Source organism: Bacteroides faecis, from assembly GCF_020091505.1.
In the GTDB taxonomy this organism is placed as follows: domain Bacteria; phylum Bacteroidota; class Bacteroidia; order Bacteroidales; family Bacteroidaceae; genus Bacteroides; species Bacteroides faecis.
The window spans coordinates 4,053,712-4,080,691 of sequence record NZ_CP081916.1 but is presented as its reverse complement, the minus strand read 5'-3'; the positions used below and the strand labels follow the sequence as shown (position 1 = coordinate 4,080,691).

The following is a 26,980-nucleotide window of genomic DNA, read 5'->3' as shown; positions in this document are numbered from 1 at the left end:
TTATGAAATTTTCAGAATCAGATAATTGCAGTTCTGACTGATATTTCTATTCTAATTTGACAATTTCTCCTATTTCCGGAATCAGTACATTCAGTGAATCATGGTTTCGCATATTCTCTGCGTTTTGCAAAGATTCATCCCAAGGATGTCTGGCTAATGCGTATTTTGAATGATGTACCGTAAGGATCTTCTTCGCATTTAGGTCTTTAGCTGCTTGTGACATTTGTTCCGGCATCATATGGATTAATTTCCATTCTTCATTATATTGGCCGTTTTCAAGAATTGCAAGATCGATGTTGGGGAAGCGTTCACCTATTTCCGCATAATGAGTATCATATCCTCCATCTCCACCGATATAAATATTCTGTGAAGGAGCTTGCAGTAAAAAAGAAGCCCATAACGACTGATTGGAAGAAAGACCGCGCCCGGAAAAGTGACGGGCGGGCAAACAGTAGACCTTGAAACCAGCTTCGAGACTTGAATCTTCGTCCCAATCAAGTTCCACAATCTGTTTTTTGTCGAATCCCCAATATTCAAAATGTTCGCCTACACCTAAAGGGCAAATGACAGTTCCGATTCTGTCTCTCAGTTTTTTTACAGTGTTATAATCCAGATGATCCCAATGGTCATGGCTAATGATCAGATAATCAATGTCCGGCATGTCTTCCAGTTTGTAAATGTCGGTGCCTTTAAAAGGTTTGTTGACGAAAGAAACAGGGGAAGCCATGCAAAATACCGGATCTACTAGTATTCGTTTTCCTCCTGTCTGAATCAGGTAAGATGAATGCCCGAACCATACCAGCATTTCTTTGTCCCGTCCGACTTGTCGGAGGTCTGTTTTTATTGCATTTACAGGTTGGTCGGGGCGCAGACCTTCTATCTTTCGGAAAAGAAATTCTAAAATACCTGCAAACCGCCCTCTGTCCGAGGTCATTAAAGTTGTTTCATGAAGGTTCTGGAACTCCCCGTTTCTATAGTTGGGAGATTGTTTTATTCTTTCCAGACGTTCGCCGCGGGGAGTTCTGCCAAAACTGGGCTGGTTGATAAAGACAAAGATTGTCACCACCAGCAATAGTGCTATACCTAATATACTTCCTATGATCATACGGATTCTAAATTTCTTGATGATACGCATATAATGAATGACTAATTTTATTTACGTAGCAAATATACAGGTATTTAGACAAGATGATGGTATATTACAGATTGTTATACCACAATTACCGAAAAAGGTTGAAGGATAAGCCTTCAACTGAATCCAGAGATAAGATATCCTATTGCCTAGAAATAAATCTTATAGCTTATATTAGGTATCATGCCGAGTCCGTCCTTCTTTTCTATTTCATTGGTTTTCTCATTATATTGGTAGAAGTGCATTCCGGTACGCATACCTACATTTAAGACTTTTACAGAGAATTCATGGGATACTACCTTTTTATTTATTCTGAAACTAAAGGAAACATCTCCATTAATAGACGGACTGAATCTTTCGCTGTATGCTTGAGTTTCATCAAAAACAATGTCGTGTTCGGCCTGACTTCTTTCTTTATTTACAGGCGTATATCGTCCTCCGCCTTGAAAATATAATCGTCCGTTAAGGCTTAATACATTTTGTTTAAGTTTGCCGACCATCCATTCTTTACCGGCAAGTAAATTCAGCAAATAACCTTTATCCAGCCTTGTATTTCGCCAAACGTTATCTCCTCCCCTATATTTCGATTTAAATAAAGAACCTGTAATCATATAGTAGAATCCATTCTTCATATACTGTTCCAGTGTTATGTCTATTCCGTAATTTCTGCCTTTCCCGGTGTTTACCAATATCCTGTCTAAGTAAAATTCCTCATAGTTAATGACTGAGAAAGAGGATTTTTCCTCTACCGGCACGTGAAATAGATACTGGAAATAAGGTTCTACCTTCAAATGCAGGTTTTGATTTATGTTCCAGTCATAAGTAAGTCCGAAATGATGTGCTCTGGAGAGATCCAGATATCGGTTTGACAGCTTCTTACCATTGACAACCTTTTCCACGTAATAATAATCCAGCTTTTCCCTACGGCTATGCAGACCATAAGCTAATGCTAAAGATTGTTTCGGATTTATTTTCCACTTCAAAGCCACCCGTGGTTCTATTGAAAAGTTATTGTTTAAAGTAAAATACTGAGCTGTAACTCCTAAGCTGGTTGTCAGATTATTATTCAAGTTGATAACCGAACTGCTATATGCCGAGATGGCGGTACTTTTTCCATTACCTTTTGAAATTTGTTCCATAGGTCTGTTCAAACCAAAATAACGACTGACCTGATAATCGAGATCATAGTTAAGCTGCGTGATGGTAACTCCTGTTCTATTGATATGTCGCGGACTGAATTTCATATTCAGATATGAATTAAAAATAAGATCCCACCTGCTGTTTCGGATATCTGCCACCGGAACTTGCTTGTCATCCGTTTGTTGATCGACCACTGTGTGATCTCTGGAATAGGTGGCAGATAAAGAAGAACGAATATACGTGTCTTCATTAACAGAATATTTGTGTACCAGTCCCCCCGACATTTTTTCAAGTTCATCTTTTCCCGACTGTCGGTCTGCCATCGTTTCCCATTCCAAGCGATCTTGTGGCTTTTCTCTATTTCTATCAATCAAGCCTAATCCCCAGATAGAAAAGGTACCGGCTCGGGAAGTAGGAAAGTTCAGTTTAAAGGCTAAATCCTGATATTTAAGATTCAAGTCATCGGCGGAAGCCAGAGATGTAGTCGAGAACCGGTAATTGACAAGGTAAGAACTACCTCTCTTTTTATTGATAGGCCCCTCTGAGGCTAAATCAATTCCCATCAGCCCGACTTGAAAAGCGTGTTCATACTTCTGATTATTTCCATTGCGCAGGTGCATATCGAAAACGCCGGATAGCGCATTGTTGTACTCGGCAGGGAAAGCTCCGTTGTAAAAGTCGGAGTTTCCAATCATTTGTGTGCTCAAAGCTGATAAGAACCCTCCTCCCAAACCTGCTAAATCGGCAAAATGTGTAGGATTAGGAATCTCAATGCCCTCCAGCCTCCATTGTGTGAATTGCGGGGAGTTTCCTCTGATGGCAATTGCATTGGTACCGATGTCTCCTGCTACTCCTGCAAAAGCTGCACTGAGTCGTGCCGGATCGTCAAATCCATTAGCAAATCGTCCCGCCTCTTCCATACTGATCATGCGTCCGCCTGTGATAGCTATCGGATTGATCGTCCGGTCTTTCTTTATTTCCGGTTTTACGAGGACTTCTGCCAGATATTGAATATTCTCGTCAATGGGAATTTCTACATACACTTCTTTGGACGAGCTCACCGATACCTCGCTGATAATACGGGTATTGTAGCCAGTAAAAGATGCCAGTATATTATAACGTCCTACCGGAACATCACGAATTCGGAAGTATCCCAGACTATCGGTAGAACTACCGTAGGAAGGATCTTCCTCTATGCAGACAGAAGCGTATTCTATTGGAGTGTTGGTTTTGGAATCCACAACGATTCCTCTTATGGTTTGCGTTAGTTTTTGTGTCTTTTCATTGGTCATTTTAGGTTTCTTTTCCGATAAGGAGATAATGATATGATATCCTTTGATCTTATATGTATATCCGGTCCCTTTCAATACTTGCTTCATTGCTTTATCAATGCTTGCGGATTTTAACGACAGAGATTGTTTCCTGCTCAGGTCCAGATCGGATTGTTCATAAGCAATGCTGTATCCGGTCTGTAATTCTATTTGTTCGAAAGCTTCCTTTAGGGATATGTTTTTATTTTGGATTGTGATTTTCTTTTCTGCATTTTGCGGAATAGCCGTTAACGACAGAAAAGAAAAAAACAAAAGAATGATCATCTTATCTAGCTTTTTATTAGCATTTATTCGATCCATTATTATATATTTGTATGTTGATACTTCATTTTACTTCGCTGTTTAATGAGGATAGACGTTTCAGAACTGGGTAGAGGGTCTCAAGCTGCTTCCCAGTTCTTTTTCTTCATAGGCTGTTTTTTTATTGTTGGGTTAATACTATTTTATTTCCATTCTGCTGATGAGTAAATCCAATGATGTCTGCTAATAGATTCAGCATTTCATCCTTACTTTCACCTTTCAGAAATTTGACGGTATATCGTTTGGATGCGGGAATATGCATCGAATGGCTCTCAATTGCAATATCATAGCGTCTTTCCAAGGTGCTGAATATTTCTTGGGCTGTAGCATTGATAAATATGAGTTTTCCTGTCATCCAGCTGTTTGTTTCACTCGTGTTTACTTCTGTAATCCGGATGTCTGAAGTCTCTTTATCGTATGTCAGTTGTTCATTCGGCTGAAGTATATGCGGATGCCGGGATGGAGCATTGACTTCTACCTTGCCGCTTGTCAGGGTGGTCGTGACTTTTGCCTCATTGGAGTAGGCTTTTACATTGAATTTTGTACCGAGAACTTTAACTGAAAGCTGCGAAGTTTCTACTACGAAAGGCTTGGTAGTATCTTTCTTTACTGTAAAGTAGGCTTCACCGTCGAGAGTTACAAGTCGTTTGTCGTTTGCAAAAACTTCCGGAAAAGTAACTGTACTTCCTGCGTTGAGCCATATTTCGGAACTGTCCGGCAGAACCACCCGCTTTTGTTCTCCATATGCGGTGGATATCTCCATCATTTCATTCTTAAAAGGCATGTAATAGAGTATCCCCCCCGCAAGCATCAGAGCGGGAATGATAAGCGCGGCAATACGGGTGAATTTTTGATATGAAACAATGTTCTCAAGATGTTCCTTATTATATCCGGTTCTTAGATTTACCCGTTCCAATGCGGAATAGGTGCCCGGATCGGATTTTACATCCAGTTCATTCCAATACTCCAGTGAGGCTTTTTCTTTTGCCTCTATGTCTTTATCTTCAATAATCCACTTCTGTACTTTTTCCTCTGTCTCGGGAGAAAAACGGGCGGAAAGAAACTTTCTGATAATTCTGTTGATATTACTTTTTTCCATTTAGCTGTACTTTACTATATATACAGCCTGACAGTAAAAAGCTCAATAAGAAAATTGATATTTTTTCCGAAAAGTGATAATAATGTGGTCTCAGAATTATAACAAAGACATCAGGAAACATGAAATCACTTTCCGTATCTCCTTCAAAGCCAGACTTAGCTGGCTTTCAACATTTCTTTTGGTCGTATCCAGACGTTCTGCTATTTCAGCATTGCTCAATCCTTCGTTATGGCTCAATGTATAAATCATTCTCCGCTGTTCCGGCATCTTTTCAACTAGCTCATCTATCAGGAGGCCGAGTTCTTTTGCAATAAAGTCTTCTTCCGAAGTGGAACTATATTCTATTTCCTGATTATTATTCAGATAAGTATCATGTACGTATTTATGCTTCAAATAGTTTATCGCTGCATTTCTTGCAATGGTATGCAGATAAGCGTTAAAAGATTTGGAAGCATCGATAGAGCTATGGTTGATCCAAAGATTGACAAACAAGTCTTCCGTTAGTTCTTCTGCATCCGATTCTGATTTTATATATCCGTCGATGAAAGCTTTGGTTTTGTTGTAATAGGCTATAAAAACGGTCTCGAAAGCCTTATGATTACCATTCTGAAAGGCTTCCAGTGTCTTTATGTCAATACTATTATTCATATTATCCAAGCTTTCGTATTTTGTGAGGACAAAAGAAGTAATTATTTATTTTGTAAAGATACTCTTTTTGAATTATTAAGATGTATCCAAACGAATTATTCTTTTTTCAACCTTTCTTTATGAACCTTTTTCTTCTGCCTCCAATCTTACGGTTGCCGAGCCTATGTCACGGGTAGCGATCAAGCTTAGAAATATGCTTGATCAGCTACCTCTGTTGAAAGACTGATGATCATTGACTCAGTTTGGAATGATCTTGCTTAGGATGGTAAATAATGCCAAAGCCATTCAGAAGATATCCGATTAAGCATATGACGGGTGCAACGCGTATACGCAGGTCGCTAAAGATATCAGGATTGTATGCGGCAAGGGTACTCCCTTTGCCGCTCATTAATATATATCCTATAATAACCAGTATCGAACCTATGGATAAAATAACATAGTTTCTTTTGCCAAATACTGTTTTCATTTCTTTTTGTCTCATTATTTTCGGTTCCATGTTTTTAATTTCTATTATTTATTATTTGAGTGAATAGTGCATACTTTTCTTCAAATCGCCGGTTGCTTGCTTCATAAGATTCTTTATCTATCTCTTTCATACGTTCGTTGTACGCATTCCATTGCCAGAATTTGTATAAACAGTCATTCTGCATCATTCCTGTTCGGCCATTTCCCAATGAAAATGCCCAGTTTATATAATCTTCCGATTCGGCTATCAGATGATTGAATAAGGTGACGGCTTTTGTCTTTTCTCCTAGTGCGGCATAAGCGGTTGCTATATCAAATGAACCGCTTTCGTATATCTCGGGGACATTATAAGCCGGAACAGCCTGCTCTGCATAAGTGAGAACCTTTCGGGCACGTACATGGTCACCCTGCTTTATCAGTTCTTTGGCTAGCTGGGCAAACAGACGGCGATGGTAATAGCAGGTACGCAAAGTTGTTTCATCCAGATAAAGCCCGGGAGTATCCAGTCCGCCATATTTATATCTATTCATGACATTGTCGTAGAGTTTCTTTATATCTACTGCATATCCGTTGTCTCCTTCCGCATCTCCCCATACACGATAATTGAAAGGAGTGAAACGAAATGCCAGTCCTTCCTGAACAAAGTAATCATTAAATTTCAATTTACTGACCTCGCCTACGGAAATGGCAATATACAGCGGACGCTCCCAATTACAGTTGGCAAGTATCTCCAGCAAGAGCAAATCCATTTTAGTCAGCACACGTATGTCTTTTAAGGAGATATAGATTTTATCCGGTATCGCGTTTCTTAACTCCTCTCCTTTCAGATGGCGGATAGACTTTGGAAGCATGACTCCCGAACGAAGCACTGCTTCTTTATCAATATCGATACTTATGGTATCGGTGGGAATCACGTGGAAATCTTGTTTTTCCGAGAGTGCCCAATGTTTCAAAATGTTTTTTGCTTCAAACGGATCGTTCCCAAAGCTATCCCGTGCTTCTTCCGGATGCTTCTGATACAATTCCTCTATTTGCTTTTTAAGTTCCGGGCGGACAGATACGTACTCGTTCTTACCTTCCTGATATTGATCCTTTTTCCAGCTTATCGGTAGTCCGGGAGCATCATAGAGAGGGCACTGCTGCTGATAGATATACCAGTCTGTTTGCGCATAATTCAAGTTGCAGATACGTGCATCTCTGCGTATTCCCTCCGTGTCTTGATTATACCATAAAGGGAAAGTATCGTTGTCACCGTTGCAGAATATAATCGGATGGCCTTTATCGGGAAGCGTCATCAGATAATTGGCTCCAAAGTCACGACAAGTATATCGGTTGCTTCGGTCATGGTCGTCCCAAGTCTGGCTAGCCATCTGCACAGGAATCAGCAGGCAAAGCAACATGGATACACTGATGGGAAGCACTGAATTTTTCTTTTTGCGAAGCGTATCACACAGTCCGGCAGCTCCCATCCCTATCCATATAGCAAAGGCATAAAACGAACCGGCATACGCATAATCCCGTTCACGTGGCTGACCGGGAGTCTGGTTCAGATAGAGCACAATGGCAAGTCCCGTCATAAAGAAGAGGAAAAATACGATGCTAAACTGCTGTTTGCCTCTCTTTCCGCGTACTAATTGCCAGTATATGCCGATTAAGCCCAGAATCAGTGGCAAACCATAAAATACATTATGACCTTTATTCTGGCGCAGAGATTCAGGGAGGAGTTTCTGATCGCCAAGTCTTACATTATCGAGCCAGGAGATTCCTGTGATCCAGTTTCCATATTCCGGTCCGCCATGTCCCTGCATATCATTTTGCCGTCCGACAAAGTTCCATAAGAAATAGCGCCAATACATATAGTTAAGCTGATAGGTAATGAAATAAGTCAGGTTCTCTTTCTGTGTCGGAACTTTATCGGTTCCTCCCGACCAGCTTTGGTAGGACGAAGCCAGCCGGTCATTCCACATTCTGGGGAACAGCATATTTTGCGTATAACATATATCTTCTTTATGCCGTATGATTTTATACTTCCCTTCTTCCTTATCCTGACGATACACAGCACCCCCTTTTTTCGTTTTTACTTTATAATAGTCACCCTCGGGCACATACTCCGGTTCGGAGGAGTATGTTCTCCCGTAAAGTAAAGGTGCGCTTTCATACTGCTCGCGGTTCAGATAACTCTTTAACGTGAAGATATTATCCGGAGCATTTTCATTCAGAGGAGTATTGGCACTGGCGCGGATCAATATTACTGCATATGTAGTGTAGCCCATTGTTAATGCAAGCATGCACCATAAAGTAGTATGTATTATACGTTTCCTGAAACGATAAATAGCTACAATCAGCAAGAAAACCACCAAAGCCAGAAAGATAATCAGCCCGGACTGGAAAGGAAAGCCCAGCACATTGACAAGAAGCAGTTCGAACCACCCTCCCATATCAGCCACACCGGGAATGTAGACGAATAGAATCAGTACAATAAGTAACCCGGACAAAGTAATTGCACCTATCACTCCTTTGAGTGATATCGTTTGATACTTCTGATAATAGAAGACCAGTACGATGGCCGGAATACAAAGCAAATTAAGCAAATGTACTCCGATAGACAATCCGATAATATAGGCTATCAGGATAATCCACCGGTCTCCACAGACAGAATCCGATTCGTCTTGCCATCGGAGAATCATCCAGAATACCAAAGCTGTGAGAAATGAAGAAAAGGCATATACCTCCCCTTCTACTGCACTGAACCAAAATGTGTCACTGAATGTATAGGCCAAAGCTCCGACAAGTCCTGACCCCAAAATGATAATAACATCTGTTATAGACAACTCACCTTTTTCTTCTTTTAAGAGGTATCTGACCAGACGGGTAATACTCCAGAAAAGAAAAAGGATGCAGCCTGCACTGAGCAATGCGTTCAGAAAGTTGACCATGCGTGATACCTGAGTAGCATCGGAAGCGAATTGAGTGAACAGGTTTCCCACTAACATGTAAAAAGGTGCGCCGGGCGGATGTCCCACCTGTAACTTCTCTGCGCACGAAATAAACTCGGGGCAATCCCAAAAACTGGCAGTCGGTTCGATGGTCATTCCGTAAACAAAAGCTGCTATCAGAAAAACCATCCAACCACTGAAATCATTCCATCTTTTAAATAATAAGTAATTCATTGTTCTGTAACTTTTTGTTTGCAAAGTTATAGAACAAGAGGTTTATTTTGGTGTTTTTAACCGGACGGATACGGACGATAGATATCTTTAATTATTTGATATACAGTAATGTTTTTAAGATATCTCCGGACAAATACGGACTACAATGATTTTACGAAATCTTCTAACGATTCTTTCGTGCTTACAAGCATTAGTTTCTCTGTTTTTATCCTCGATATTCTTCTAGTAAGAGTTTCCACCGTCAACTTCATGATATCTGCAAAGCAGGCAGGTTGAATGCCCTCACGCAGAAATGCACATACTCTCAAATCTTCTTCCGTCAGTCTGGGATTTATTTCCTTCAGTTTGGATACAAGTCCATATACTCCTTCTTGAAGCCGTAATAATTCACCCCATTCTTTTTCTGAGAATGAAAGGGCTTTAGAAGATAAAACGGACCGTTCTTTCAACTGCCGGACTTTTGATACAATAGGAGAACTTTCGTATATGTGTTGTTGGAGTGACTGATATTTTTCTTCCAGATAGTTACATTGCAGTGCTAACTTATCCGATTCCACATCTTTGCGCAGCATTTCATCTTTGAATGAATTTAATTGCGCGTAGACATTCTTGTTTTTTCTCCACAATAGTCCGAGCAACAAAGACATAACACCGAAGACTCCTAATGCAGACGAAAGGATGGTTCTTGAATTACCGCTGGTATCGTTGAGCATTAATTGACTGGCATAGGCTTTTCTTTCCATTTCCAGTGCTTCGTCGAAGTTGCCGTATTTCTGATAATACAGGCTGCAACGTCTGCATATCTTAGCCATATAATCATACTTCTCTGTGAGAGCAGCCAACTTGATCGCTTCCTTAAAATGAATTTCTGCTTCCTTTTTCCTTTCCAGGTCACTTTCTACACAAGCCAGATAATAGTATGCTTTTGATTGCTGATATTCATCTCCGTTCTGCACGAAATAAGAAACGGCCTGACGGATTTGCTCATCCGAAGAATGAGGAATATTCTTGTCTTCATTGAATTGGGTACATAACAGATTGTACTCTGCCAGTTGAGCCTCGTTCATTTGATTCGCCCGAATATTCTCGAGAATGAAGGAAGCGGTGTCCGGGTCTTGTTCTATCAGTTGGGCGGCTTTATCCAATCCTTGATTCACATTGGTTCCTTCTGGATGACATGCGGCCAAAGAGAGTGCAATTACATATAATAAAATTCGAAGATTATTCATAACTCTATTTTTATTTTTGCATACAAATGGTTGGAGTTGCAAATATAAAAAATAAATTGGTATTTGTACTTCCATAAGTCCAACAAAAATGGTGTCACTATCCCACTCTCATAGTGTCACTATCCTATGAGTATAGTGACACCATCACGACGGGATAGTGTCACCATCATATTTCATTAGTCCAATCAACCTGTTCTCATGCTTTTTTTGACAAAGATCAAGGAAGTGACCAGCTGTTTATTAAGAAGATAAGCTGTATCTTTGTAGCAAATTAAAATTGTATATCATGATTAAGAACATTGTATTTGATTTTGGTGGAGTAATTGTAGACATTGATCGCGATAAAGCAGTTCAGGCATTTATCAAGATAGGATTGGCGGATGCCGATACCCGTTTAGACAAATATCACCAGACTGGAATATTTCAGGAATTGGAAGAAGGAAAGTTGAGTGCCGATGAATTTCGTAGACAGCTTGGAGACCTATGCGGACGCGAACTGACTATGGAAGAAACCAAGCAGGCATGGCTAGGCTTCTTCAAGGAAGTGGATTTGCGTAAACTTGATTATATATTGGAACTTCGGAAGTCCTATCATGTATATCTTCTTAGTAATACGAATCCTTTCGTTATGTCATGGGCCTGTAGTCCTGAATTTTCGTCAAGGAGAAAACCTTTGAATGATTATTGCGACAAATTATATTTATCTTACCAATTAGGACACACTAAACCGGCACCGGAGATATTCGACTTAATGATTAAAGACTGTAATATTATTCCTTCCGAAACCATGTTTGTCGATGATGGAAGTTCAAATATCCATATAGGTAAAGAACTCGGATTTGAAACTTTTCAACCGGAGAATGGGGCTGACTGGCGGGAAGAGTTGACTACAATATTGAAGAAATAGATATTTATTTAAGACTATAACCACTTTATTCGAAAATCAGCTAACGATAAAGTGGTTATAGTTGTTTGATCTTATTGTACTTTGCTTATTATTAATGATGGATTGCTATGCAGAAAATAGTTCGTTCCACCTAGGTCTCCCTTTAGTTCTACCTAGGTGGAACGAATCGGATATCATAGTAAGATTATCTTTTATTTGAATCTTTTTAGCTCTTTCTTCTCAAAAGTCCATTCAGGTGTGTAAAGGTAACCGCTATCCGTTTCAGTCAATTCATACCATGGAGACAGGTTGTGGTTTGCCGGGTTAACCAAAATGTGAATCTGTTGGGCAGGCATATAACTTTGAGCCAATAAAAAAACTTTCTTTTTTGTTTTCGGATGGATTGCCACATCTACAACGATTACGGCATGTCCCGGTGAGCCTCCTTTAATAAATACATCTCCCGGTTGCAATGACATATATGGAATGGTCAGCAATTCCTTGGAAAGAGAAGCAGTACCGGCATACGTAAATACCATATTCAAGTAATTGCGGAAAGTCTTATAAGAATAATCTTTTCCCCCCGCTGTATACCACTGCACGTTATTTCCATTTACTTTAATCCGGTTTCCTTCTGCCCATTTCTTGTATTCTGCGGGAAAGCCGTTGGTAAAGTTAAACTTAATTTCTCCATATCTTTTTTGTGCCCACAAATATTCTGCTCGCAAGCGCATAATCGCATCTGCACATTGTTGCAGATCACGATTACCTATTTCCATATCTATTACGGCATATGCGGCAGCTTGATTTCTTTTTTCCTGTCCGTTGTAAAGTACTACTTTGCTACCTTTGGGAAGTAAAGGCAGTTGGCGTAGATATGAGGTAAAAGAATGTTCGTCACATGTCTCACGAATGTAGTTTACAGGAGGAGCTATTCTGTTTTCTACTGTTTGTCCTAGCAATGTAGTTAATGAAACCAGGCATAAAACATTGATCATAAGTATCTTTCTCATATTTTTATTTTTTCCGAAGATAGAATATCTTTTTCAGAAAATCAAATTTTGTAAACTGATCCTTTCTAAGAATCTTTCTAGAATACGGATTTCTAAAAATCAAACTTTCAGATATTCTCTTTATCTTTGCAGCAAATAGAAAGGAATATGCAATCACAAATCATACTTATCACCGGAGCATCCTCCGGGTTCGGAAAGATTACCTCACAAATGTTGTCTGAACAAGGACATATTGTTTATGGAACGAGCCGTAAAACATCCGAAAACATGGGCAAAGTAAAAATGCTTGTGGTAGATGTAACCAATACTTCATCTATCCAACAAGCTATTGGACAGATTATTTCCGAGCAGGGGCGGATTGATGTGCTGATAAATAATGCAGGAATGGGTATTGGCGGAGCTTTGGAATTAGCTACCGAACGGGAAGTTGACATACAAATGAGCACTAACTTCTTTGGTGTGGTCAATATGTGTAAAGCAGTACTTCCTTATATGCGCAAGGCGCGTAAAGGTAAAATAATCAACATCAGTTCTATCGGTGGAGTAATGGGTATCCCCTATCAGGGATTTTATTCGGCATCTAAATTTGCAGTAGAAGGTTACAGCGAAGCATTGGCATTAGAAGTTCACCCTTTCAATGTCAAAGTTTGTCTGGTAGAACCGGGAGATTTTAATACCGGATTCACTGACAATCGTAATATCTCCGAATTGACCCGACAGGATTCGGATTATGGGGAGAGCTTTTTGAATTCATTAAAGATAATCGAGAAGGAAGAGCGCAATGGATGTCACCCTCGGAAACTAGGCTCCAGCATTTGTAAAATAGTGGCTCGCAAGAATCCTCCGTTCCGGACTAAAGTCGGCCCTGTAGTACAGGTTCTGTTCGCGATGAGTAAAAGCTGGTTACCGGACAGGGTGATGCAATATGCTTTACGATTATTCTATGCCATTAAATAGATCATTCAGAAATACATGAGGTTGTGTCAAAATGCTGGCACAACTTTTTTTTATGCGCAAAGCCCAGACTTTCCCAAGCCCGGGCTTTGTTATTACCTAATTTTTTTGTAACTTTAGGCATTACATTTTCGTTATGGCAAAGTTACATTTTCGTCCTTACATTCCCAACCAAACCGTTCTTTTTCCACAAAGAATTGATGAAAACATAGCTGCGAACGACCCTGTCCGCATCGTCAATGCAGTTGTTGATAATCTCAATCTTGATAATTTCAAGAAGCTTTATAAAGAAACTGGGCGCTCAGCCTATCATCCTAAGATGATGCTCAAGGTCATTATCTACGCTTACATGAACAATATCTATTCCTGCCGTAAAATCGAGAAGCTTCTTTTGCGTGACATCCATTATATCTGGCTTGCCGGTAATGAGCATCCGGATTTTATTACCATCAACCGTTTTCGTAACCGTGTAAAGGAGGAAATAAACAACGTATTCACGCAGTTGGTTCTTGTCCTTGCCGACAAAGGTTTCATCAGTCTTGACGTGGAGTATATCGACGGTACCAAGATCGAGTCCAAGGCCAACAAATATACTTTTGTCTGGCGCAAGACAGTCGAAAGGAACCGTACAAGGTTGATGGATAAGATCCGCATCCTTCTGGAGCAGGTGGATGAAACCATTGCACAGGAGAACTCCGTAAAAGACACATCCGTGGAGTTCACTCCCTCCATGCTCTCGGGCATAGCGAATGAACTTAAAGAAGCCCTGGAACACCGGCCTGCAACAAAGGACAAGGAAGAAAAGAAAACCCTGCGGGAGAAAAAGAAACAGGTCAGGGAACTTGAAGGGTATCGTGACAAGCTGATGGAATACGACAATCACCTTGATGTCCTTGGAGAACGTAATTCCTATTCCAAGACCGATCCTGATGCCACATTCATGCGCATGAAAGAAGACGCCATGAGGAATGGGCAGACCAAACCCGGATATAATTTGCAAACAGGCACTGAAAACCAATTCATCATAGACTTCCGACTGTTTCCCAACCCTACCGATACGCTGACCCTCATTCCTTTTTTCCACTCCTTCCGGCACCGCTATAACCGCTTACCTGCTATCGGTGTGGCAGACTCCGGTTACGGCTCGGAAGAAAATTACCGGTTCATGCAGGAGAACGGGATAGAAGCCTTTGTCAAGTACAACTACTTCCATAAAGAACAGCGTCCCCGTTATACGTCCAACCCGTTCCATGCGGAAAGTCTCCATTACAATGCGGAAGGGGATTATTACGTTTGTCCGATGGGGCAGCACATGAACCGCATAGGAACCAAACGTGACAGAACGGTGAGCGGATACACCACCGAAAGTGCCCGGTATAAGGCACAAAGATGCGAGGGCTGTCCTTTGCGTGGAAGTTGTTTTAAAGCACGGGGGAACCGTATGATAGAAGTCAACCACCGGTTAAACCAATACAAACGACAAGCCCGGGAAAGGTTGCTCTCAAAAGAAGGAATCAGGCATAGAGGCAGGCGGTGTATAGAACCGGAAGCTGTTTTTGGACAAATGAAATACAACATGGCATACAGAAGGTTCCGGCATGTGGGAGAAGACAAGGTGACAATGGACTTTGCCTTCTTTGCCATAGCTTTTAATATCAAAAAGATGTGTGCAAAACTGAGAAAGGCAGGAAAGGGACTCATTACATTTGCTAAATCTATGCTTATTGGGCTATTTATAAACCGCTACAAGTGGAAGATAGCAACGTCTTACCAAATGAATCAGAAAAAAGCATCATAAGCAAAAGAAAATATAGCAGGACTGTAAAACGTAAAAAAAAGGTTGTGCCAACGTTTTGACACAACCTCTTCCTATTTCTATTCTTTTAAATTATTTCTTCTTTCTCAAAACGACAGCTGTACGTGCAGGAATGTAGAGTTTTAACCACTCTTTCTTTTCCTTCTTATACAACGGATCGGCAATCGTGAAATGAACCACTGAATCATCAGCAAGACCATTTCCACCAAAGACAACATTATCCGTATTCAGAATCACTTCATAAGCTCCCGGAGTAACCAAAAAACCATAATCCACAAAAGATTGTTTCGGATTGAAGTTAAATACGAATATCAAATCTTTGCGTCCATAAGCCAATATTTGGTCACCATCATTGTGCCAGATCTCCTGAACCGGAGTAGCCTGGAAATCCTTCACGCTCTTGATAACCTTCAGCATTTCAGCATCAAAGTCTCCCATATAGTGATAAGCCAGATTCTTGTTATCTACCAGATCCCACTGACGGCGAGCGTACTTACAAGACCATCCGTTTCCTTCACGCGGAAAATCAATCCATTCGGGATGTCCGAATTCATTACCCATAAAGTTCAGATAACCTCCATTAATCGTTGAGGAGGTCAGCAAACGGATCATTTTATGTAAAGCGATTCCCCGATTCACTACGTAATTCTCATCCCCTTTCTGCATGTGCCAATACATGTCGGCATCAATCAGACGGAAAATAATGGTCTTATCTCCTACTAATGCCTGATCATGACTTTCCGCATAAGAGATTGTTTTTTCATCCTGCCGACGGTTGGTTACTTCCCAGAACATACTGGAAGGTTTCCAGTCCTCGTCAATCTTTTCTTTGATGGTCTTAATCCAGTAATCAGGGATATTCATAGCCATACGATAGTCAAAACCGTAACCGCCATCTTCTACTTTTGCAGCAAGTCCCGGCATACCGGAAACCTCCTCGGCGATAGAGATAGCCTTCGGATTAACTTGATGAATCAATTCATTCGCCAATGTCAGGTAACAAATAGCATTGCCATCCTGATGACCATTGAAGTAATCTCCATAATTACAAAATGCTTCTCCCAGCCCGTGGCTATAATATAACATAGAAGTCACTCCATCAAAACGGAAACCGTCAAACTTATATTCTTCCAACCAGAACTTACAGTTGGACAGCAAAAAATGAATGACTTCATTCTTACCATAATCAAAGCAAAGTGAATCCCATGCCGGATGTTCACGACGTGCGCCCGGATAGAAATATTGGTTCGGATCACCGGCAAAGTTACCCAAACCTTCCACTTCGTTTTTCACCGCATGCGAATGGACAATATCCATAATAACGGCAATACCCATCTCATGAGCAGCATCGATCAATGCTTTCAACTCATCGGGAGTACCAAAGCGGGAAGAAGCTGCAAAAAAACTGGAAACATGATAACCAAAACTACCATAATAAGGATGTTCCTGAATAGCCATAATCTGAATACAGTTATAGCCTTCTTGCGCTATACGCGGAAGTATTTTTTCGCGGAATTCATTGTAAGTACCAACCTTTTCCTCCCGTTGTGCCATTCCGATATGACATTCATAAATCAACAGAGGGTTAGTAGTAGGCTTGAATGTTTTTTTCTTGAACTTATATGGTTTTTCCGGTGCCCAGACTTGTGCACTGAATATCTTGGTCTGTTCATCCTGTACTACACGTGTAGCCCAGGCAGGAATACGTTCACCTTGTCCGCCATCCCAATAAACGTTCAACTTATACAAGTCTCCGTGCTGAATGGCATCTGCCGGAAGATTGATTTCCCAATTACCATTTTTCAGTTTTTTCAGCTTATAAGCCGCTTTCTCTTCCCAATTATTGAATGTACCCACCATATAGATATGAGTAGCATTCGGTGCCCATTCACGGAACGTCCATCCTTTGGGAGTGCGATGCAGGCCAAAGTAAAGATAGCCTGATGCAAAGTCCGAAAGAGTTTGTTTTCCTTTATTTGTCAACTCGGCTTCCTTGTTCAGTGCATATTGGTGACGACCGATAATGGCGTCTGCGTAAGGTTCCAGCCAGGGATCGTTTTTGATAATGTTGAGTGTCTCTTTCATATCAGAATTGAATTAGGTTTATGCTTTTACTTTTACGATCACTTTCTTCACTCCATCCGGAGTAATGCCAGGGGCATGTCCGTCCTGAGGGAAGAAGATAGCAAACATTCCCGGTTTCACGGCTACATATGTTTCTGCCAGTCCCTCAAAGAAAGTTATATCTTTTTCTGCATTATAAGGGGCGTCGGCAGGCATACAATCTTTGGCAGCAGTATACCCCATCACTTCTGTTCCCGACAGTGGAATCTGAATATCGATAAATTCATTATGCGTTTCCAGTTTAGCCTCTTCCTTTGTTTTAGGCTTTGTCTGTGCGATATTCACTAGCAGATCTTTTCCTTTCAGTTCAGTCTTGCCTATTTCCATGGCTTGAAGGTCATGAGATTTCAAGAACTCAATAGCTTGTGCAAACAAAGGATTCAAAGACGCGTATTTTTCCAGATTTTCTAAAGTATCTACTACCATATGAGTTTAATTTTTAAGTTTATATATTTAGGTATTATTTTATTCAAAATCATCAATTGTATAATTAATGAAATCAGCAAATCTTTTGAACTGTCGGAATGCTTTTTCTATCTGTTCCATCACATCGGCCCGGGTGAAAAAATCATCAGGAACAAGATAAGAACAAACAAACTGTCTGCACTTCAAATAATCAATATATTTAAAATCTTTCGGGAATCCCTTAGGAGCAGTTTTCATGAAGTCCTCTCCCACCACAGGGAAATATTTTTTGAACTCGGGATCTTCTACTATGGAAATATACTCTTCCACATTATCATAAATGGCTTGTCGGACAGCTTTCAACACGTTGGGAGGCAGACACAGGCTTCCTCCGGCAAGCATGCTTCCATCAGGCTGCAGATGCACATAGTATCCGCAATGATCAGACTTTTTGCCTTTGGCATTGATATAGCCGCCAAAATGTATCTTATAGGGTGTTTTATCCGCAGAGAAGCGGGTATCCCGATAAATACGATAGGTACAATCTTTGGGCTGTATTCCCCGGATTGTTTCATCGAACAAAGAGATGCGGGCGATTACTGTTGCCAGAAAGTTATCAAACTCGGCACGGGCTACTTCATATTCTGACCGGTGCTCATTGAACCACTCACGATTATTATTCGCAGAAAGATCTTTTAAAAACTGAAAGATAACGGGTATGTTCATCTTCATCATTTTCTATTATTACCCTACAAACGTACAAATTTTATTTCATATAAACTACAAAACGCAACAAAAGGACATAAAAAAAGCATCGGCCTGGTAAAACCGATGCTCTAACACATTTATCAAAAAAACAGACTCTTCTGTCTCTGACGTACTTTAAGCTTTCACAAGTGAAGTACAATCTCTTTTAATTAATCTTTATCTAATACTATGAAAAACACATAGATATAACAGATAAAAAAGAAGCTTTGTTCAATGATTCTATGTATAATTCAGTTAATTTTAGTTATAGAATTAAATGCTTTCTATCGACAGGTATAATGATCCGCTCCCAGTCAATCATTGCATTGAACAACATTATATGGGTGTAATCATCCAATTGAAGCCACGAGATATCTTTCTCCACGATTAACTGATTATCCAACAGTTCAGCACGCTTGGTGCCCCGAAGTAACGGATGAGCCGGAGTATACCAGCTATTTCCGTCATATAGCGCAATATTGGCAATGGAGGTATCCGTCAGATATCCGTCTTTCACAATCAAGATATCGTCTGCATTCCCTCTTCGTCCAAACAGTTCATTCAGTCCCTCACGATTTGTTCTTTTATAGCTATAATCAATTTTGTCCGAAGTAACCAGACGCAAAGAAGCGACCATTCTCATTTGATAAGGCATGTATGTAACCTCCTCGATCTCCTTACCGTATACAATCCGGCATTTCCAGATACCGGATAAAGACTGAGAGGATATAATACCGGTCAAATCAATGGGAGAAATATCCTTCCAAAAGGCAGCACGAGTTCTGTTCAGGCGTTCCACATGGTATGGCAGGTTATATACCTGTCCGTCTTCTACACGAATAGTTTCAATAAATAGGCACATATATTTTTTGTTTCATTTCATGATACTCACTTTGCGCTTCACTACGGCAGGTTATTCCACCTCCGCTCTTAAAATACATCCTGTCTCCCTCCTGCTCCACAAAACGTATCATAACGGCACTATCAAGATTATTCCCGTCAAAGTACCCCATCACACCCGTATAGAATCCTCTTTCATACGTTTCTGCCTCACTGATGATCTGCATGGTCTTTGTCTTAGGAGCACCGGTGATAGAACCGGCAGGCAAGAGTCTGAAAATAATATTTCCCAGATTTTCCAGATAATTATCCGGCAGGATTCCTTGTATCTCCGAACTCGTCTGAAGAATCGTTCCACGATTCGTCTGCAATTCGTCAATATATCTATATCGGGACACAGATACCCGATCAGCCACTATACTCAAATCATTGCGAATCAAATCTACAATAGTAGCATGTTCTGCTGCCTCTTTCGGGTCATCCATCAACTGCCGGACAGCTGAGGGCAAGGAGGCGTCAAGAGTTCCTTTCATGGGATAAGAACAGATTTTTCCTTGTTGGATTCTGATAAATATTTCAGGAGAGAAAACGGTAAACTGATCTCTGACCCATAATTTATACATTGCCTTCGAACGGAGGAAAATATCTTTCAAACTGAGATTCGTTTCTATCGGAGTACAACAGGTCAGGTTAGTCAGAAAACTGTTTCCTGCAAAAATATTCCGTTGAACAATATCAAATGAACGCAGATAACTTTCGAAAGATTCCGGAAATGAATTCCAATATACAGACTCTTTCAGGGCTGAAGGCACAACAGACTTATTCAAAGAAGACTGGTTGGTAAACCCATTCAGATCATATAATATTTCAGAAGAGTCGACACGCTCCACCTCTTCTACGTAAGAAGCATCCTGCAAATAATTAATGATAAAAAGAAAGGGTCGCCGGGATTGTCCCAACTGATTTATTTGTCCGATCGTTTCTTCTTTTGTATATAATTGCATAAAGTACTTTTCTTTATTGGGAGAACAAAAGTACACAAAAAGTATATGATTCGAAAGGGGAAAGTACTAAAAAAGGGTTACCGGAAAACAAATCCGGCAACCCTTTTCAATATAGAATCGGTAGTTTGTTATTTCATGGCACTTTGTACCTGAGTAAGCATTGTTTTAGCCTTTGTATCTTCCGGAGAAACTTTCATTGCTTCTTCCAGGTAACCTACTGCCTCTTTGAATCTGGCATCTGCCTTTTCTTTTTCTGCAGCATATTTATCTGCGTCAGAATTAGCCAATGGAGCAGCTTTCTTCAGGATGTTAGCACCATCATTATAGCATAAAACTCCCAAGCTATACAAAGCATTTGTTTTATATGTCTTATGATCCAATGGAATTACTTTCTTGAAACAGTCTTCTGCTTCTTCAGCTTTTCCTGCTTTCTGAGCAGCAAGTCCGGCTTTCAGATAATGAAGACCATAATTTTTAATCATTGTTTTATTAGTCGGATCTACTTTCAGACCTTCTTCCAAGGTAGCTACATACTCATCAGTCTTCTTCAAAGCATCCAATGCCAGAGCTTTACGGGCATAAGCATTGCCTGTATTGAATTTCTTCTGGATAGCGATATCGAAGAAAGTCACAGCTTCTGCATACTTTTTCACTTCATCTGCGGCCATACCACAGTAATAAGCGATTGCAGAGTCCTGATTATTCGTTTGTTTCAAATACTCGCTGAATTTAGCATAAGCTACGGGATAGTTCTTGGCATTAAAAGCGTCGCTTCCTTCTTTTTTCAATTGGTTAGGGTCAGTTTGAGCAAAAATGTTAGTCACAGTAAGACAAAATGCAAATAAAAAAATCAATTTCTTCATAACTTTATTGTGTTTTTTAGTTGTTAATCGCCCAAAAGTATAAGTAATAACAGAAAGAAGCAACACCTTTTTACCTTTTTTGAGCTTTTTGAAACCTATATAACGTTCGTTATTCTTCGTAAAACAGTCATACAAGTATCTTCGCTCTGATAAAAATCTTTCCTTTCATATCAATTAAAACGCGAAAAGAGTGATACATAGTTTAATAACATATTAATAATTAAATGGAAAGGAATTAACATGAATTTGAAAGGTTCGATAGATAGAAATAATAACAACTCATTTTATGGATATCGGCAGAAATAATAGTAGCTTTGCCCCTGGAATCATTTATTTCCACCTATAACAACGGAATTTGCCCTGGCTGAATGCCAGGGCTTTTTAATGTCTTTACAAAAAATAGAATTATGATAGTAGAAAATATGAGTATTGAAGAAATGCAGATTGAGGTTGAAAAGGATTCAGATATATTATATGCGAAAATACGGCATTTGTATGATGACATATGATTTTACTAGTGCCGAAAATAAAGTTATTATTCATATAAACCAAGGACTTATACTGGGTGACTACAACAATGACCGTACCCGTCTGTTAGCCAAGACATTCGTCTCAAAAGAAATGTTGTTTGACTCTCAGGTCTCTGTTGATAATGAGGTGGCTGAAATGAGAGACTTGATTAAAAAATCTGCAGAATACAATGCAAGCCCCAAAGCGGCTTTTGGAATTGATGAACTAACAGGAGAAGTAGGTGAGGTTAGCTTATTTTAGTATCGCCAAATTCCACACATTTTCTACACATTTGACTTTTGGGTGGGAAATGAACGATTTTTTATAGTCTTTCGACTTTTTATAGAAAAAAAGAACTGATTATAACTTATTTATAATCAGTTCTCAAAGTGATTCCGAAGCGATTCGAACGCTTGACCCACGCCTTAGAAGGGCGTTGCTCTATCCAGCTGAGCTACGGAACCATCCTTATTTGCGGATGCAAAGGTAGTGCTTTTTACGAAAACTCAAAAGCTTTTCGAAACTTTTTTATTCATATTTTTCTTTGTCTCTATAAATCAGCAATTTACAAAAGCACCTCTATAGGAGCGGATGATAAGGTATTAGCAAAAACCAATATGCTATTAGCAAAAAAAAATATGCTATTAGCATAATCTTTTTTGCTAATAGCATATATCTTACTTATCTTTGCACCACGTAAAATGTAAAATCAGAAATTATGTTGAGTCGCATTATTGTATTGGTCATTGCCGGAGTTGCTGTAGTCTATATCGTTCGTTTTATAGATAACTTTTTATCTCAGCACAGAAGAAAATATTGAATAAGATAATTCAAATCGGGAGAAGTCTGTCTAAAACTTCTCCTTACGTTCAAAGTCACCCTCTTCGGTATAATATTTCCATGTACCTTTAGGCTGATTATTCGAATATTTTCCGCGAAGCTTCAACTTACCATTTTCATGATATTCGCGGTAACGTCCATGACGTTTCCCTTCCTTCACTTCCGCTTCACTCTTCAACGCTCCTTCCGGATAAAATTCCCGTAACACGTTTCCTTCAAACTTTTCGACATAGAAACGTTTCAATTCACTCAACTGTTCTTTCTCCGTCACAGCATCTTCATTCATTTCCTCGTCTTCTTCATCGCTGGCTACGACTGTCACTTCTTCCGGCTTGTAAGGACGATAATCCATCACGTACTGTAAAGAAGCCAATTGGTTATCTCCAACCAGTTGCATAGTCCAGTAAGGGAACGAATACAAAACATCCTTATTCGATTGTATTTCATTCCATGTAGCAGGATTCATCATAGACTTTAACTGAGAATAGAATTTATGCATATCCGTATATAAAAAGATAGTAGAGCTCGACTTCATATATGAGTAAGCATCTTTAAATCCCGGAGTATCCTCCAGCAAATTCTTTTGCTCATAGTCTTCTACAAAAGAAAGCAAGGAGGCAGCTTTATTACTGAAAACGACATAATCATCCACATAAGTATAGTACGGCTTCTCAAACTTATCAAAGAGCTTTCCAAAAAACAACCGGAAGAAACCTTTCATTTCAACATAGTTGATCTCGAAATCTTTATAAGTGACAGATTTAATCTTAACCGGAGTCCGGCGCTTGATCTTCTTTTCAATGAACTCCATATTTTTGCGGGCATCCTTAATGCTCTTAGCCCTGATAGCTAAAATCAGTTCAGGGTCATGCCCTAACAAGCCCGGTTCGGATTGGGTAATGGCAAACTCTCCGGACATCCAGCTCAAGAAGTTCTCCTCCAATGATATGCCAAACAGACTTTCAATCTTTTTACGGGAACTCTGATAAGAATCATAGAGCTGTTTATCATGAACAGAAAGAGCATTTTCCAGTTCCTTCACAAAGGTAAGCGGATTATCGAAACCTATGTTCGTATAAAGAGCAGTCCGTCCCGACAGGATTTCATGCGCTTTCATTTTATGTTTTCCGGAATTCAACAAAGCAGTGATATAAGGATCAACAGAATCTTTCTTAAATGTATAACCTTTCACTTCCATACGATCCTTATCCATATTAAGATAAAGACCGGCAAAGTTCATAGAGTTGCTGAACAGATCGACATATTCGTTTCTGGTTCCCAGATAAATAGACATAAACTGAGGAATACGGGCATAGTTGATAAAAACCCTGACAAGTCCTTTGCCGGAAACCTTCTTCTCGGCCTCAATAAAAGAATGATCCAAGCCAATTTTAGGTTTGTTGCGCGAATCGATAGCAGATTCCACCAATCCGGAAGTATAAGAACCCACCAGATGATTATCTACAAAAGCCGTATAAAAGACATCGCGCGTATCCGGATCACGCATTTCGAGAATGTTAACTCCATTATGCATCCGGTTAGTTACCGTAAAGCCACTCATTACCAGGACTGTTTCCACCTGATCCTTCAATAAATCCATTTTGGAAGCCTTTTGCATATCCAGAACCAGCAGAAAATCCCAGTCCGTAGCACGAATCTTATGAAGTGAAATAAGCATGTCCCGTTCGCCAACAAGCGACAACAACACCTTATTGCTTCTGACAACCGAATCCAGTTTTTCTACACTTTTCGTTACTTCTTCAAAAGACTTCGCTTTCTTCAGACACTGCCATGTCTCACTTCCGCTAAATTTTCCCCAATCTTCAATCGGAGCTGATGATTGAATGATAAATGCAGCATCCTCCGGTACCAGATAGATTTGCTGGATATTCCGGTCGGGCGAAACAAATAAATAGACTATAGAATAAACCATGTATACAGCCAAGACTAATCCTGCCACCAATATGGTTCTTTTTACAATTTTCCCCCTATTTTTTCTTTTCCCATTCTTCCCAGGTTCAGCATATTGCTCTTGTTCCCCGTTATTCATTCCATCCATTATTTATTTGTTATTGAGTTGATTGGACAAAACTACTAAAAAAAGATGAAAGATGAAATTCGTCAGTTACAATTTAAACAGCTTCCTCCATTTACATACGCAATAAAGCAAAACCGCCCCTAAAAATAATAGTGCTCCTTTCGTCTTCCAATGACCGGATTTGGAAGAAACGACATTTTCAAAATTCCGGTTGTTAAAACTGGAATTTTGAATCATGAATTATAAGCCCATCGGTATCTTCAACAGATACCAGACAATAAACAGCAATGTCCACGCTCCCAGAATGCATAACGAATATCTCCAAGTATATTTCAGCAATGATCCATAAGTGATCTGTTTGTCATATTGCCGCATATACGTCAACACCAGAGGCATATAAAATAAGAATGGAGTAATGGCATTCGTCGAACTGTCTCCGATACGGAAAGCACACTGCGTAACGTCCGGCGAAATCCCCATCTGCGCAAACATCGGAATGAAGATAAAAGACATAAATGCCCACTTGGAAGTAGCGGATACCATAATCAGGTTGATAAACGCCGTAAACAGGATAAATAAAATAAGTGCGGACAAAGGACCCGGTTCAAAAGAAGAAAGCAGGTCAGCTCCCATAATTGCAAGGCATTTGTCCAGATGAGAATACTCGAAACAAGCAAACATCTGGGCAGCAAAGAAAGCAATAACAAAATATACGCCCAGCAGTTTTATCGGCTGGGTAAGTCCTTCGATCACGTCATTGTCACTACGATAACGACCGGAACTGAATCCGTAAGCCATCCCTGTAAAACCTGCGCCCAAAGACAACAGAAACAGGATACCGGCAATGAAGGGTGAGTGCATCAAACCTCCGTTCACACCACGCAGAATACCATAAGAAGAGAAAGTAAGCCACAAAATAAGAGCTACGTATATCCCTGCTACTGTGACAGCCACCATCACTGCACGGCGTTCTTTACGTGACAAAGGGCGATAGGCTTCCACCTTTACACTGCCTTCATATTTTCCTAAAGTTGGGAGAAGCCATTTCTGAGTCACCCAATAAACAATTCCCGTAATAACTACCGTCGAAGCACTCATAAAAAAGTAGTTGCACAATGGCTCCGTGTTTCCCTGATATCCCATCAGTGTAAGCGCGGCTTCCTGAGTAGTATGTGCCAGCAACGGGTCCATCGTACTCAATACGATATTGGCGCTGTATCCGCATGCTACAGAAACATAAGCCGTCACAATCCCCGCTATCGGATGAAGACCTACCCATTGAAACAGCATAGCGGCAATGGGAAGCAGAATAATATATCCACCGTCACCAATGACATTCGACAGCAATCCGAGAACGATTACCCACAAGATGACCTTTCTTTTTTCCTTACGATTGCCCACTCCCAGACGGATGCACGCATCAATAAACCCGGAATGCTGCGCCACGCCCAGTCCGAACATGGCAATTATCACCATGCCCAACGGAGCAAAGCCGGTAAAGTTCTTGATAGCATTCCGCAACCACCAGCGGATTCCCTCAGGACTCAGCAGGCTTTGTACCCGAATATCCTCTCCTGATTGCGGCAGTGTTACTTTCAGTCCGTAGATATCACATATCCACGAAAGAAAGACCACCGCCATTGTCAGCAGCAGGAACATCGTAGCGGGATGCGGCATTCGCCATTTACTCTTCATCAGCTTCCAGATTATCCAGATCGATAATACGCAACTCCAATGCACGGACAGCCAGACGAGTCGCATTCACCCCTACCCGTTCTCCATTCGGGAAAAGGCGACCGATCAGGTCATTCTGTCGTTTTTCCAATGATTTCACACCGAATGGCATTCCTTTCAGACTGGCAATCATATCTTTGGTATAGCCTAAGGCCAGATGGCGAAGAAAACGCTCGTCATATTCATCAATATCATAGTTGATTACCGCTTCCTGACGTTTGGCGTCATTTGCCACCGACTTTTTGAAACGGTCTACAATCTTCTCCAGAATCGGATAATTGAATACCAGTTTCTTGCCATCCATTACAGCCTGTACATCTGTCTTGGTCAGTAATTCCCCTGTTTTCAGAATAATGCCGTCGGCTCCTGCATTCAGCACATCCACCCACAATTTCTCATTCAGTATTTCCCCTGTAAAGATCAATACACGAACCCCCTTGTAACGTTTGAAAATGTTCCGGCAGATATCAACGCCAATCGTTGTAGAACCTCCCAGTCCTAAATCCAGCAAAACCAGATCGGGAAGCTGTGCTTCCATCAGCGGCCAGAACTCACTTTCTGTCATAGCCGTGCCGATCACTTCTGCGTTGGGTATTTCATGACGAAAAATCTCTTCTGTGCCTTTCAATTCCAGTTTTACGTCCTCTACAATAATAACTTTAAACTTCTGTTCTTCCATTTTTATTTATCTA

General features: G+C 40.3%; 21 protein-coding genes and 1 tRNA gene. 4 read left to right on the top strand and 18 right to left on the bottom strand.

All coding sequences use genetic code 11. From position 1 onward, the window contains the following. Positions 1 to 46: 46 nt before the first annotated feature. From K6V30_RS15885 to K6V30_RS15855, 7 genes are all read right to left on the bottom strand, one after another. A complete protein-coding gene (locus K6V30_RS15885) occupies positions 47 to 1,144 on the bottom strand; it encodes an MBL fold metallo-hydrolase (protein ID WP_081030753.1) in 1,098 nt (365 codons plus the stop codon). Between the two features lie 137 nt (positions 1,145 to 1,281). Continuing rightward, positions 1,282 to 3,903, bottom strand: a complete 2,622-nt coding sequence (locus K6V30_RS15880) for a carboxypeptidase regulatory-like domain-containing protein (RefSeq protein WP_055268898.1) — start codon at positions 3,901 to 3,903, stop codon at positions 1,282 to 1,284. Between the two features lie 121 nt (positions 3,904 to 4,024). After that, complete coding sequence (locus tag K6V30_RS15875; RefSeq protein ID WP_055268899.1) at positions 4,025 to 5,002, bottom strand: FecR family protein; 978 nt, start codon at positions 5,000 to 5,002, stop codon at positions 4,025 to 4,027. 96 nt (positions 5,003 to 5,098) lie between these two features. After that, positions 5,099 to 5,650: an RNA polymerase sigma-70 factor gene (locus K6V30_RS15870; protein ID WP_055268900.1), complete on the bottom strand. Its 552-nt coding sequence runs from the start codon at positions 5,648 to 5,650 to the stop codon at positions 5,099 to 5,101. 229 nt (positions 5,651 to 5,879) lie between these two features. Further along, a complete protein-coding gene (locus tag K6V30_RS15865; protein ID WP_010537962.1) occupies positions 5,880 to 6,146 on the bottom strand; it encodes a DUF3098 domain-containing protein in 267 nt (88 codons plus the stop codon). 4 nt (positions 6,147 to 6,150) lie between these two features. Continuing rightward, positions 6,151 to 9,285, bottom strand: a complete 3,135-nt coding sequence (locus K6V30_RS15860) for a glycosyltransferase family 117 protein (protein ID WP_055268901.1) — start codon at positions 9,283 to 9,285, stop codon at positions 6,151 to 6,153. 140 nt (positions 9,286 to 9,425) lie between these two features. After that, positions 9,426 to 10,514: a hypothetical protein gene (locus K6V30_RS15855; protein WP_010537960.1), complete on the bottom strand. Its 1,089-nt coding sequence runs from the start codon at positions 10,512 to 10,514 to the stop codon at positions 9,426 to 9,428. Between the two features lie 286 nt (positions 10,515 to 10,800). Here K6V30_RS15855 and K6V30_RS15850 point away from each other — a divergent pair, with 286 nt between their 5' ends. After that, complete coding sequence (locus K6V30_RS15850; protein ID WP_010537959.1) at positions 10,801 to 11,421, top strand: HAD family hydrolase; 621 nt, start codon at positions 10,801 to 10,803, stop codon at positions 11,419 to 11,421. A gap of 191 nt (positions 11,422 to 11,612) precedes the next feature. On the opposite strand, the gene K6V30_RS15845 is transcribed toward K6V30_RS15850, so the two are convergent. Next, a complete protein-coding gene (locus K6V30_RS15845; RefSeq protein ID WP_371441462.1) occupies positions 11,613 to 12,398 on the bottom strand; it encodes a DUF4846 domain-containing protein in 786 nt (261 codons plus the stop codon). Positions 12,399 to 12,560: 162 nt separating this feature from the next. On the opposite strand from K6V30_RS15845, the gene kdsR reads away from it, so the two are divergent. Both kdsR and K6V30_RS15835 read left to right on the top strand, forming a co-directional pair. Then, a complete protein-coding gene (gene kdsR, locus K6V30_RS15840; protein ID WP_010537957.1) occupies positions 12,561 to 13,370 on the top strand; it encodes a 3-ketodihydrosphingosine reductase in 810 nt (269 codons plus the stop codon). Positions 13,371 to 13,503: 133 nt separating this feature from the next. Continuing rightward, positions 13,504 to 15,165, top strand: a complete 1,662-nt coding sequence (locus tag K6V30_RS15835) for an IS1182 family transposase (RefSeq protein WP_010536421.1) — start codon at positions 13,504 to 13,506, stop codon at positions 15,163 to 15,165. Positions 15,166 to 15,255: 90 nt separating this feature from the next. Here the strand turns inward: K6V30_RS15835 and K6V30_RS15830 are convergent, their stop codons facing one another. The 6 genes from K6V30_RS15830 to K6V30_RS15805 all read right to left on the bottom strand — a co-directional run bounded on the left by K6V30_RS15830 (position 15,256) and on the right by K6V30_RS15805 (position 21,166). After that, positions 15,256 to 17,268 (bottom strand): alpha amylase C-terminal domain-containing protein, encoded by a 2,013-nt coding sequence (locus tag K6V30_RS15830; RefSeq protein WP_010538121.1) that lies wholly within the window; start codon positions 17,266 to 17,268, stop codon positions 15,256 to 15,258. Positions 17,269 to 17,286: 18 nt separating this feature from the next. Beyond that, the gene (locus K6V30_RS15825) at positions 17,287 to 17,733 is read right to left on the bottom strand and encodes a NanQ anomerase/TabA/YiaL family protein (protein ID WP_010538122.1); all 447 of its coding nucleotides are present in this window, start codon (positions 17,731 to 17,733) and stop codon (positions 17,287 to 17,289) included. Positions 17,734 to 17,772: 39 nt separating this feature from the next. Continuing rightward, entirely contained in the window at positions 17,773 to 18,447 is a 675-nt protein-coding gene (locus K6V30_RS15820) for a DUF2461 domain-containing protein (RefSeq protein ID WP_010538123.1), read from the bottom strand. Positions 18,448 to 18,724: 277 nt separating this feature from the next. Continuing rightward, complete coding sequence (locus K6V30_RS15815; protein ID WP_010538124.1) at positions 18,725 to 19,321, bottom strand: aminotransferase class IV family protein; 597 nt, start codon at positions 19,319 to 19,321, stop codon at positions 18,725 to 18,727. Then, a complete protein-coding gene (locus K6V30_RS15810; RefSeq protein ID WP_010538125.1) occupies positions 19,305 to 20,303 on the bottom strand; it encodes an aminodeoxychorismate synthase component I in 999 nt (332 codons plus the stop codon). Before K6V30_RS15810 ends, K6V30_RS15815 begins: the two co-directional genes overlap by 17 nt. 128 nt (positions 20,304 to 20,431) lie before the next feature. Next, positions 20,432 to 21,166 (bottom strand): tetratricopeptide repeat protein, encoded by a 735-nt coding sequence (locus K6V30_RS15805; RefSeq protein ID WP_022301501.1) that lies wholly within the window; start codon positions 21,164 to 21,166, stop codon positions 20,432 to 20,434. A 495-nt stretch (positions 21,167 to 21,661) separates the two neighbouring features. Here K6V30_RS15805 and K6V30_RS15800 point away from each other — a divergent pair, with 495 nt between their 5' ends. Next, entirely contained in the window at positions 21,662 to 21,937 is a 276-nt protein-coding gene (locus K6V30_RS15800; RefSeq protein WP_022301503.1) for a hypothetical protein, read from the top strand. Positions 21,938 to 22,066: 129 nt separating this feature from the next. On the opposite strand, the gene K6V30_RS15795 is transcribed toward K6V30_RS15800, so the two are convergent. From K6V30_RS15795 to K6V30_RS15780, 4 genes are all read right to left on the bottom strand, one after another. After that, positions 22,067 to 22,140, bottom strand: a tRNA-Arg gene (locus tag K6V30_RS15795). Between the two features lie 386 nt (positions 22,141 to 22,526). Then, entirely contained in the window at positions 22,527 to 24,575 is a 2,049-nt protein-coding gene (locus K6V30_RS15790) for a toxin-antitoxin system YwqK family antitoxin (RefSeq protein ID WP_055269453.1), read from the bottom strand. Positions 24,576 to 24,794: 219 nt separating this feature from the next. After that, entirely contained in the window at positions 24,795 to 26,249 is a 1,455-nt protein-coding gene (locus tag K6V30_RS15785) for an AbgT family transporter (RefSeq protein ID WP_022301506.1), read from the bottom strand. Next, complete coding sequence (locus tag K6V30_RS15780) at positions 26,239 to 26,967, bottom strand: DUF5932 domain-containing protein (RefSeq protein ID WP_010538154.1); 729 nt, start codon at positions 26,965 to 26,967, stop codon at positions 26,239 to 26,241. The genes K6V30_RS15785 and K6V30_RS15780 overlap by 11 nt, the downstream gene beginning before the upstream one ends. Positions 26,968 to 26,980: the final 13 nt, after the last annotated feature.

Coding starts and splice junctions, on each gene's coding strand:
- K6V30_RS15880 (WP_055268898.1), bottom strand. CDS start 3,903: ATGGATCGAATAAATGCTAATAAAAAGCTAGATAAGATGATCATTCTT.
- K6V30_RS15875 (WP_055268899.1), bottom strand. CDS start 5,002: ATGGAAAAAAGTAATATCAACAGAATTATCAGAAAGTTTCTTTCCGCC.
- K6V30_RS15870 (WP_055268900.1), bottom strand. CDS start 5,650: ATGAATAATAGTATTGACATAAAGACACTGGAAGCCTTTCAGAATGGT.
- K6V30_RS15865 (WP_010537962.1), bottom strand. CDS start 6,146: ATGGAACCGAAAATAATGAGACAAAAAGAAATGAAAACAGTATTTGGC.
- K6V30_RS15860 (WP_055268901.1), bottom strand. CDS start 9,285: ATGAATTACTTATTATTTAAAAGATGGAATGATTTCAGTGGTTGGATG.
- K6V30_RS15855 (WP_010537960.1), bottom strand. CDS start 10,514: ATGAATAATCTTCGAATTTTATTATATGTAATTGCACTCTCTTTGGCC.
- K6V30_RS15850 (WP_010537959.1), top strand. CDS start 10,801: ATGATTAAGAACATTGTATTTGATTTTGGTGGAGTAATTGTAGACATT.
- K6V30_RS15845 (WP_371441462.1), bottom strand. CDS start 12,398: ATGATCAATGTTTTATGCCTGGTTTCATTAACTACATTGCTAGGACAA.
- kdsR (WP_010537957.1), top strand. CDS start 12,561: ATGCAATCACAAATCATACTTATCACCGGAGCATCCTCCGGGTTCGGA.
- K6V30_RS15835 (WP_010536421.1), top strand. CDS start 13,504: ATGGCAAAGTTACATTTTCGTCCTTACATTCCCAACCAAACCGTTCTT.
- K6V30_RS15830 (WP_010538121.1), bottom strand. CDS start 17,268: ATGAAAGAGACACTCAACATTATCAAAAACGATCCCTGGCTGGAACCT.
- K6V30_RS15825 (WP_010538122.1), bottom strand. CDS start 17,733: ATGGTAGTAGATACTTTAGAAAATCTGGAAAAATACGCGTCTTTGAAT.
- K6V30_RS15820 (WP_010538123.1), bottom strand. CDS start 18,447: ATGATGAAGATGAACATACCCGTTATCTTTCAGTTTTTAAAAGATCTT.
- K6V30_RS15815 (WP_010538124.1), bottom strand. CDS start 19,321: ATGTGCCTATTTATTGAAACTATTCGTGTAGAAGACGGACAGGTATAT.
- K6V30_RS15810 (WP_010538125.1), bottom strand. CDS start 20,303: ATGCAATTATATACAAAAGAAGAAACGATCGGACAAATAAATCAGTTG.
- K6V30_RS15805 (WP_022301501.1), bottom strand. CDS start 21,166: ATGAAGAAATTGATTTTTTTATTTGCATTTTGTCTTACTGTGACTAAC.
- K6V30_RS15800 (WP_022301503.1), top strand. CDS start 21,662: ATGATGACATATGATTTTACTAGTGCCGAAAATAAAGTTATTATTCAT.
- K6V30_RS15790 (WP_055269453.1), bottom strand. CDS start 24,575: ATGGATGGAATGAATAACGGGGAACAAGAGCAATATGCTGAACCTGGG.
- K6V30_RS15785 (WP_022301506.1), bottom strand. CDS start 26,249: ATGAAGAGTAAATGGCGAATGCCGCATCCCGCTACGATGTTCCTGCTG.
- K6V30_RS15780 (WP_010538154.1), bottom strand. CDS start 26,967: ATGGAAGAACAGAAGTTTAAAGTTATTATTGTAGAGGACGTAAAACTG.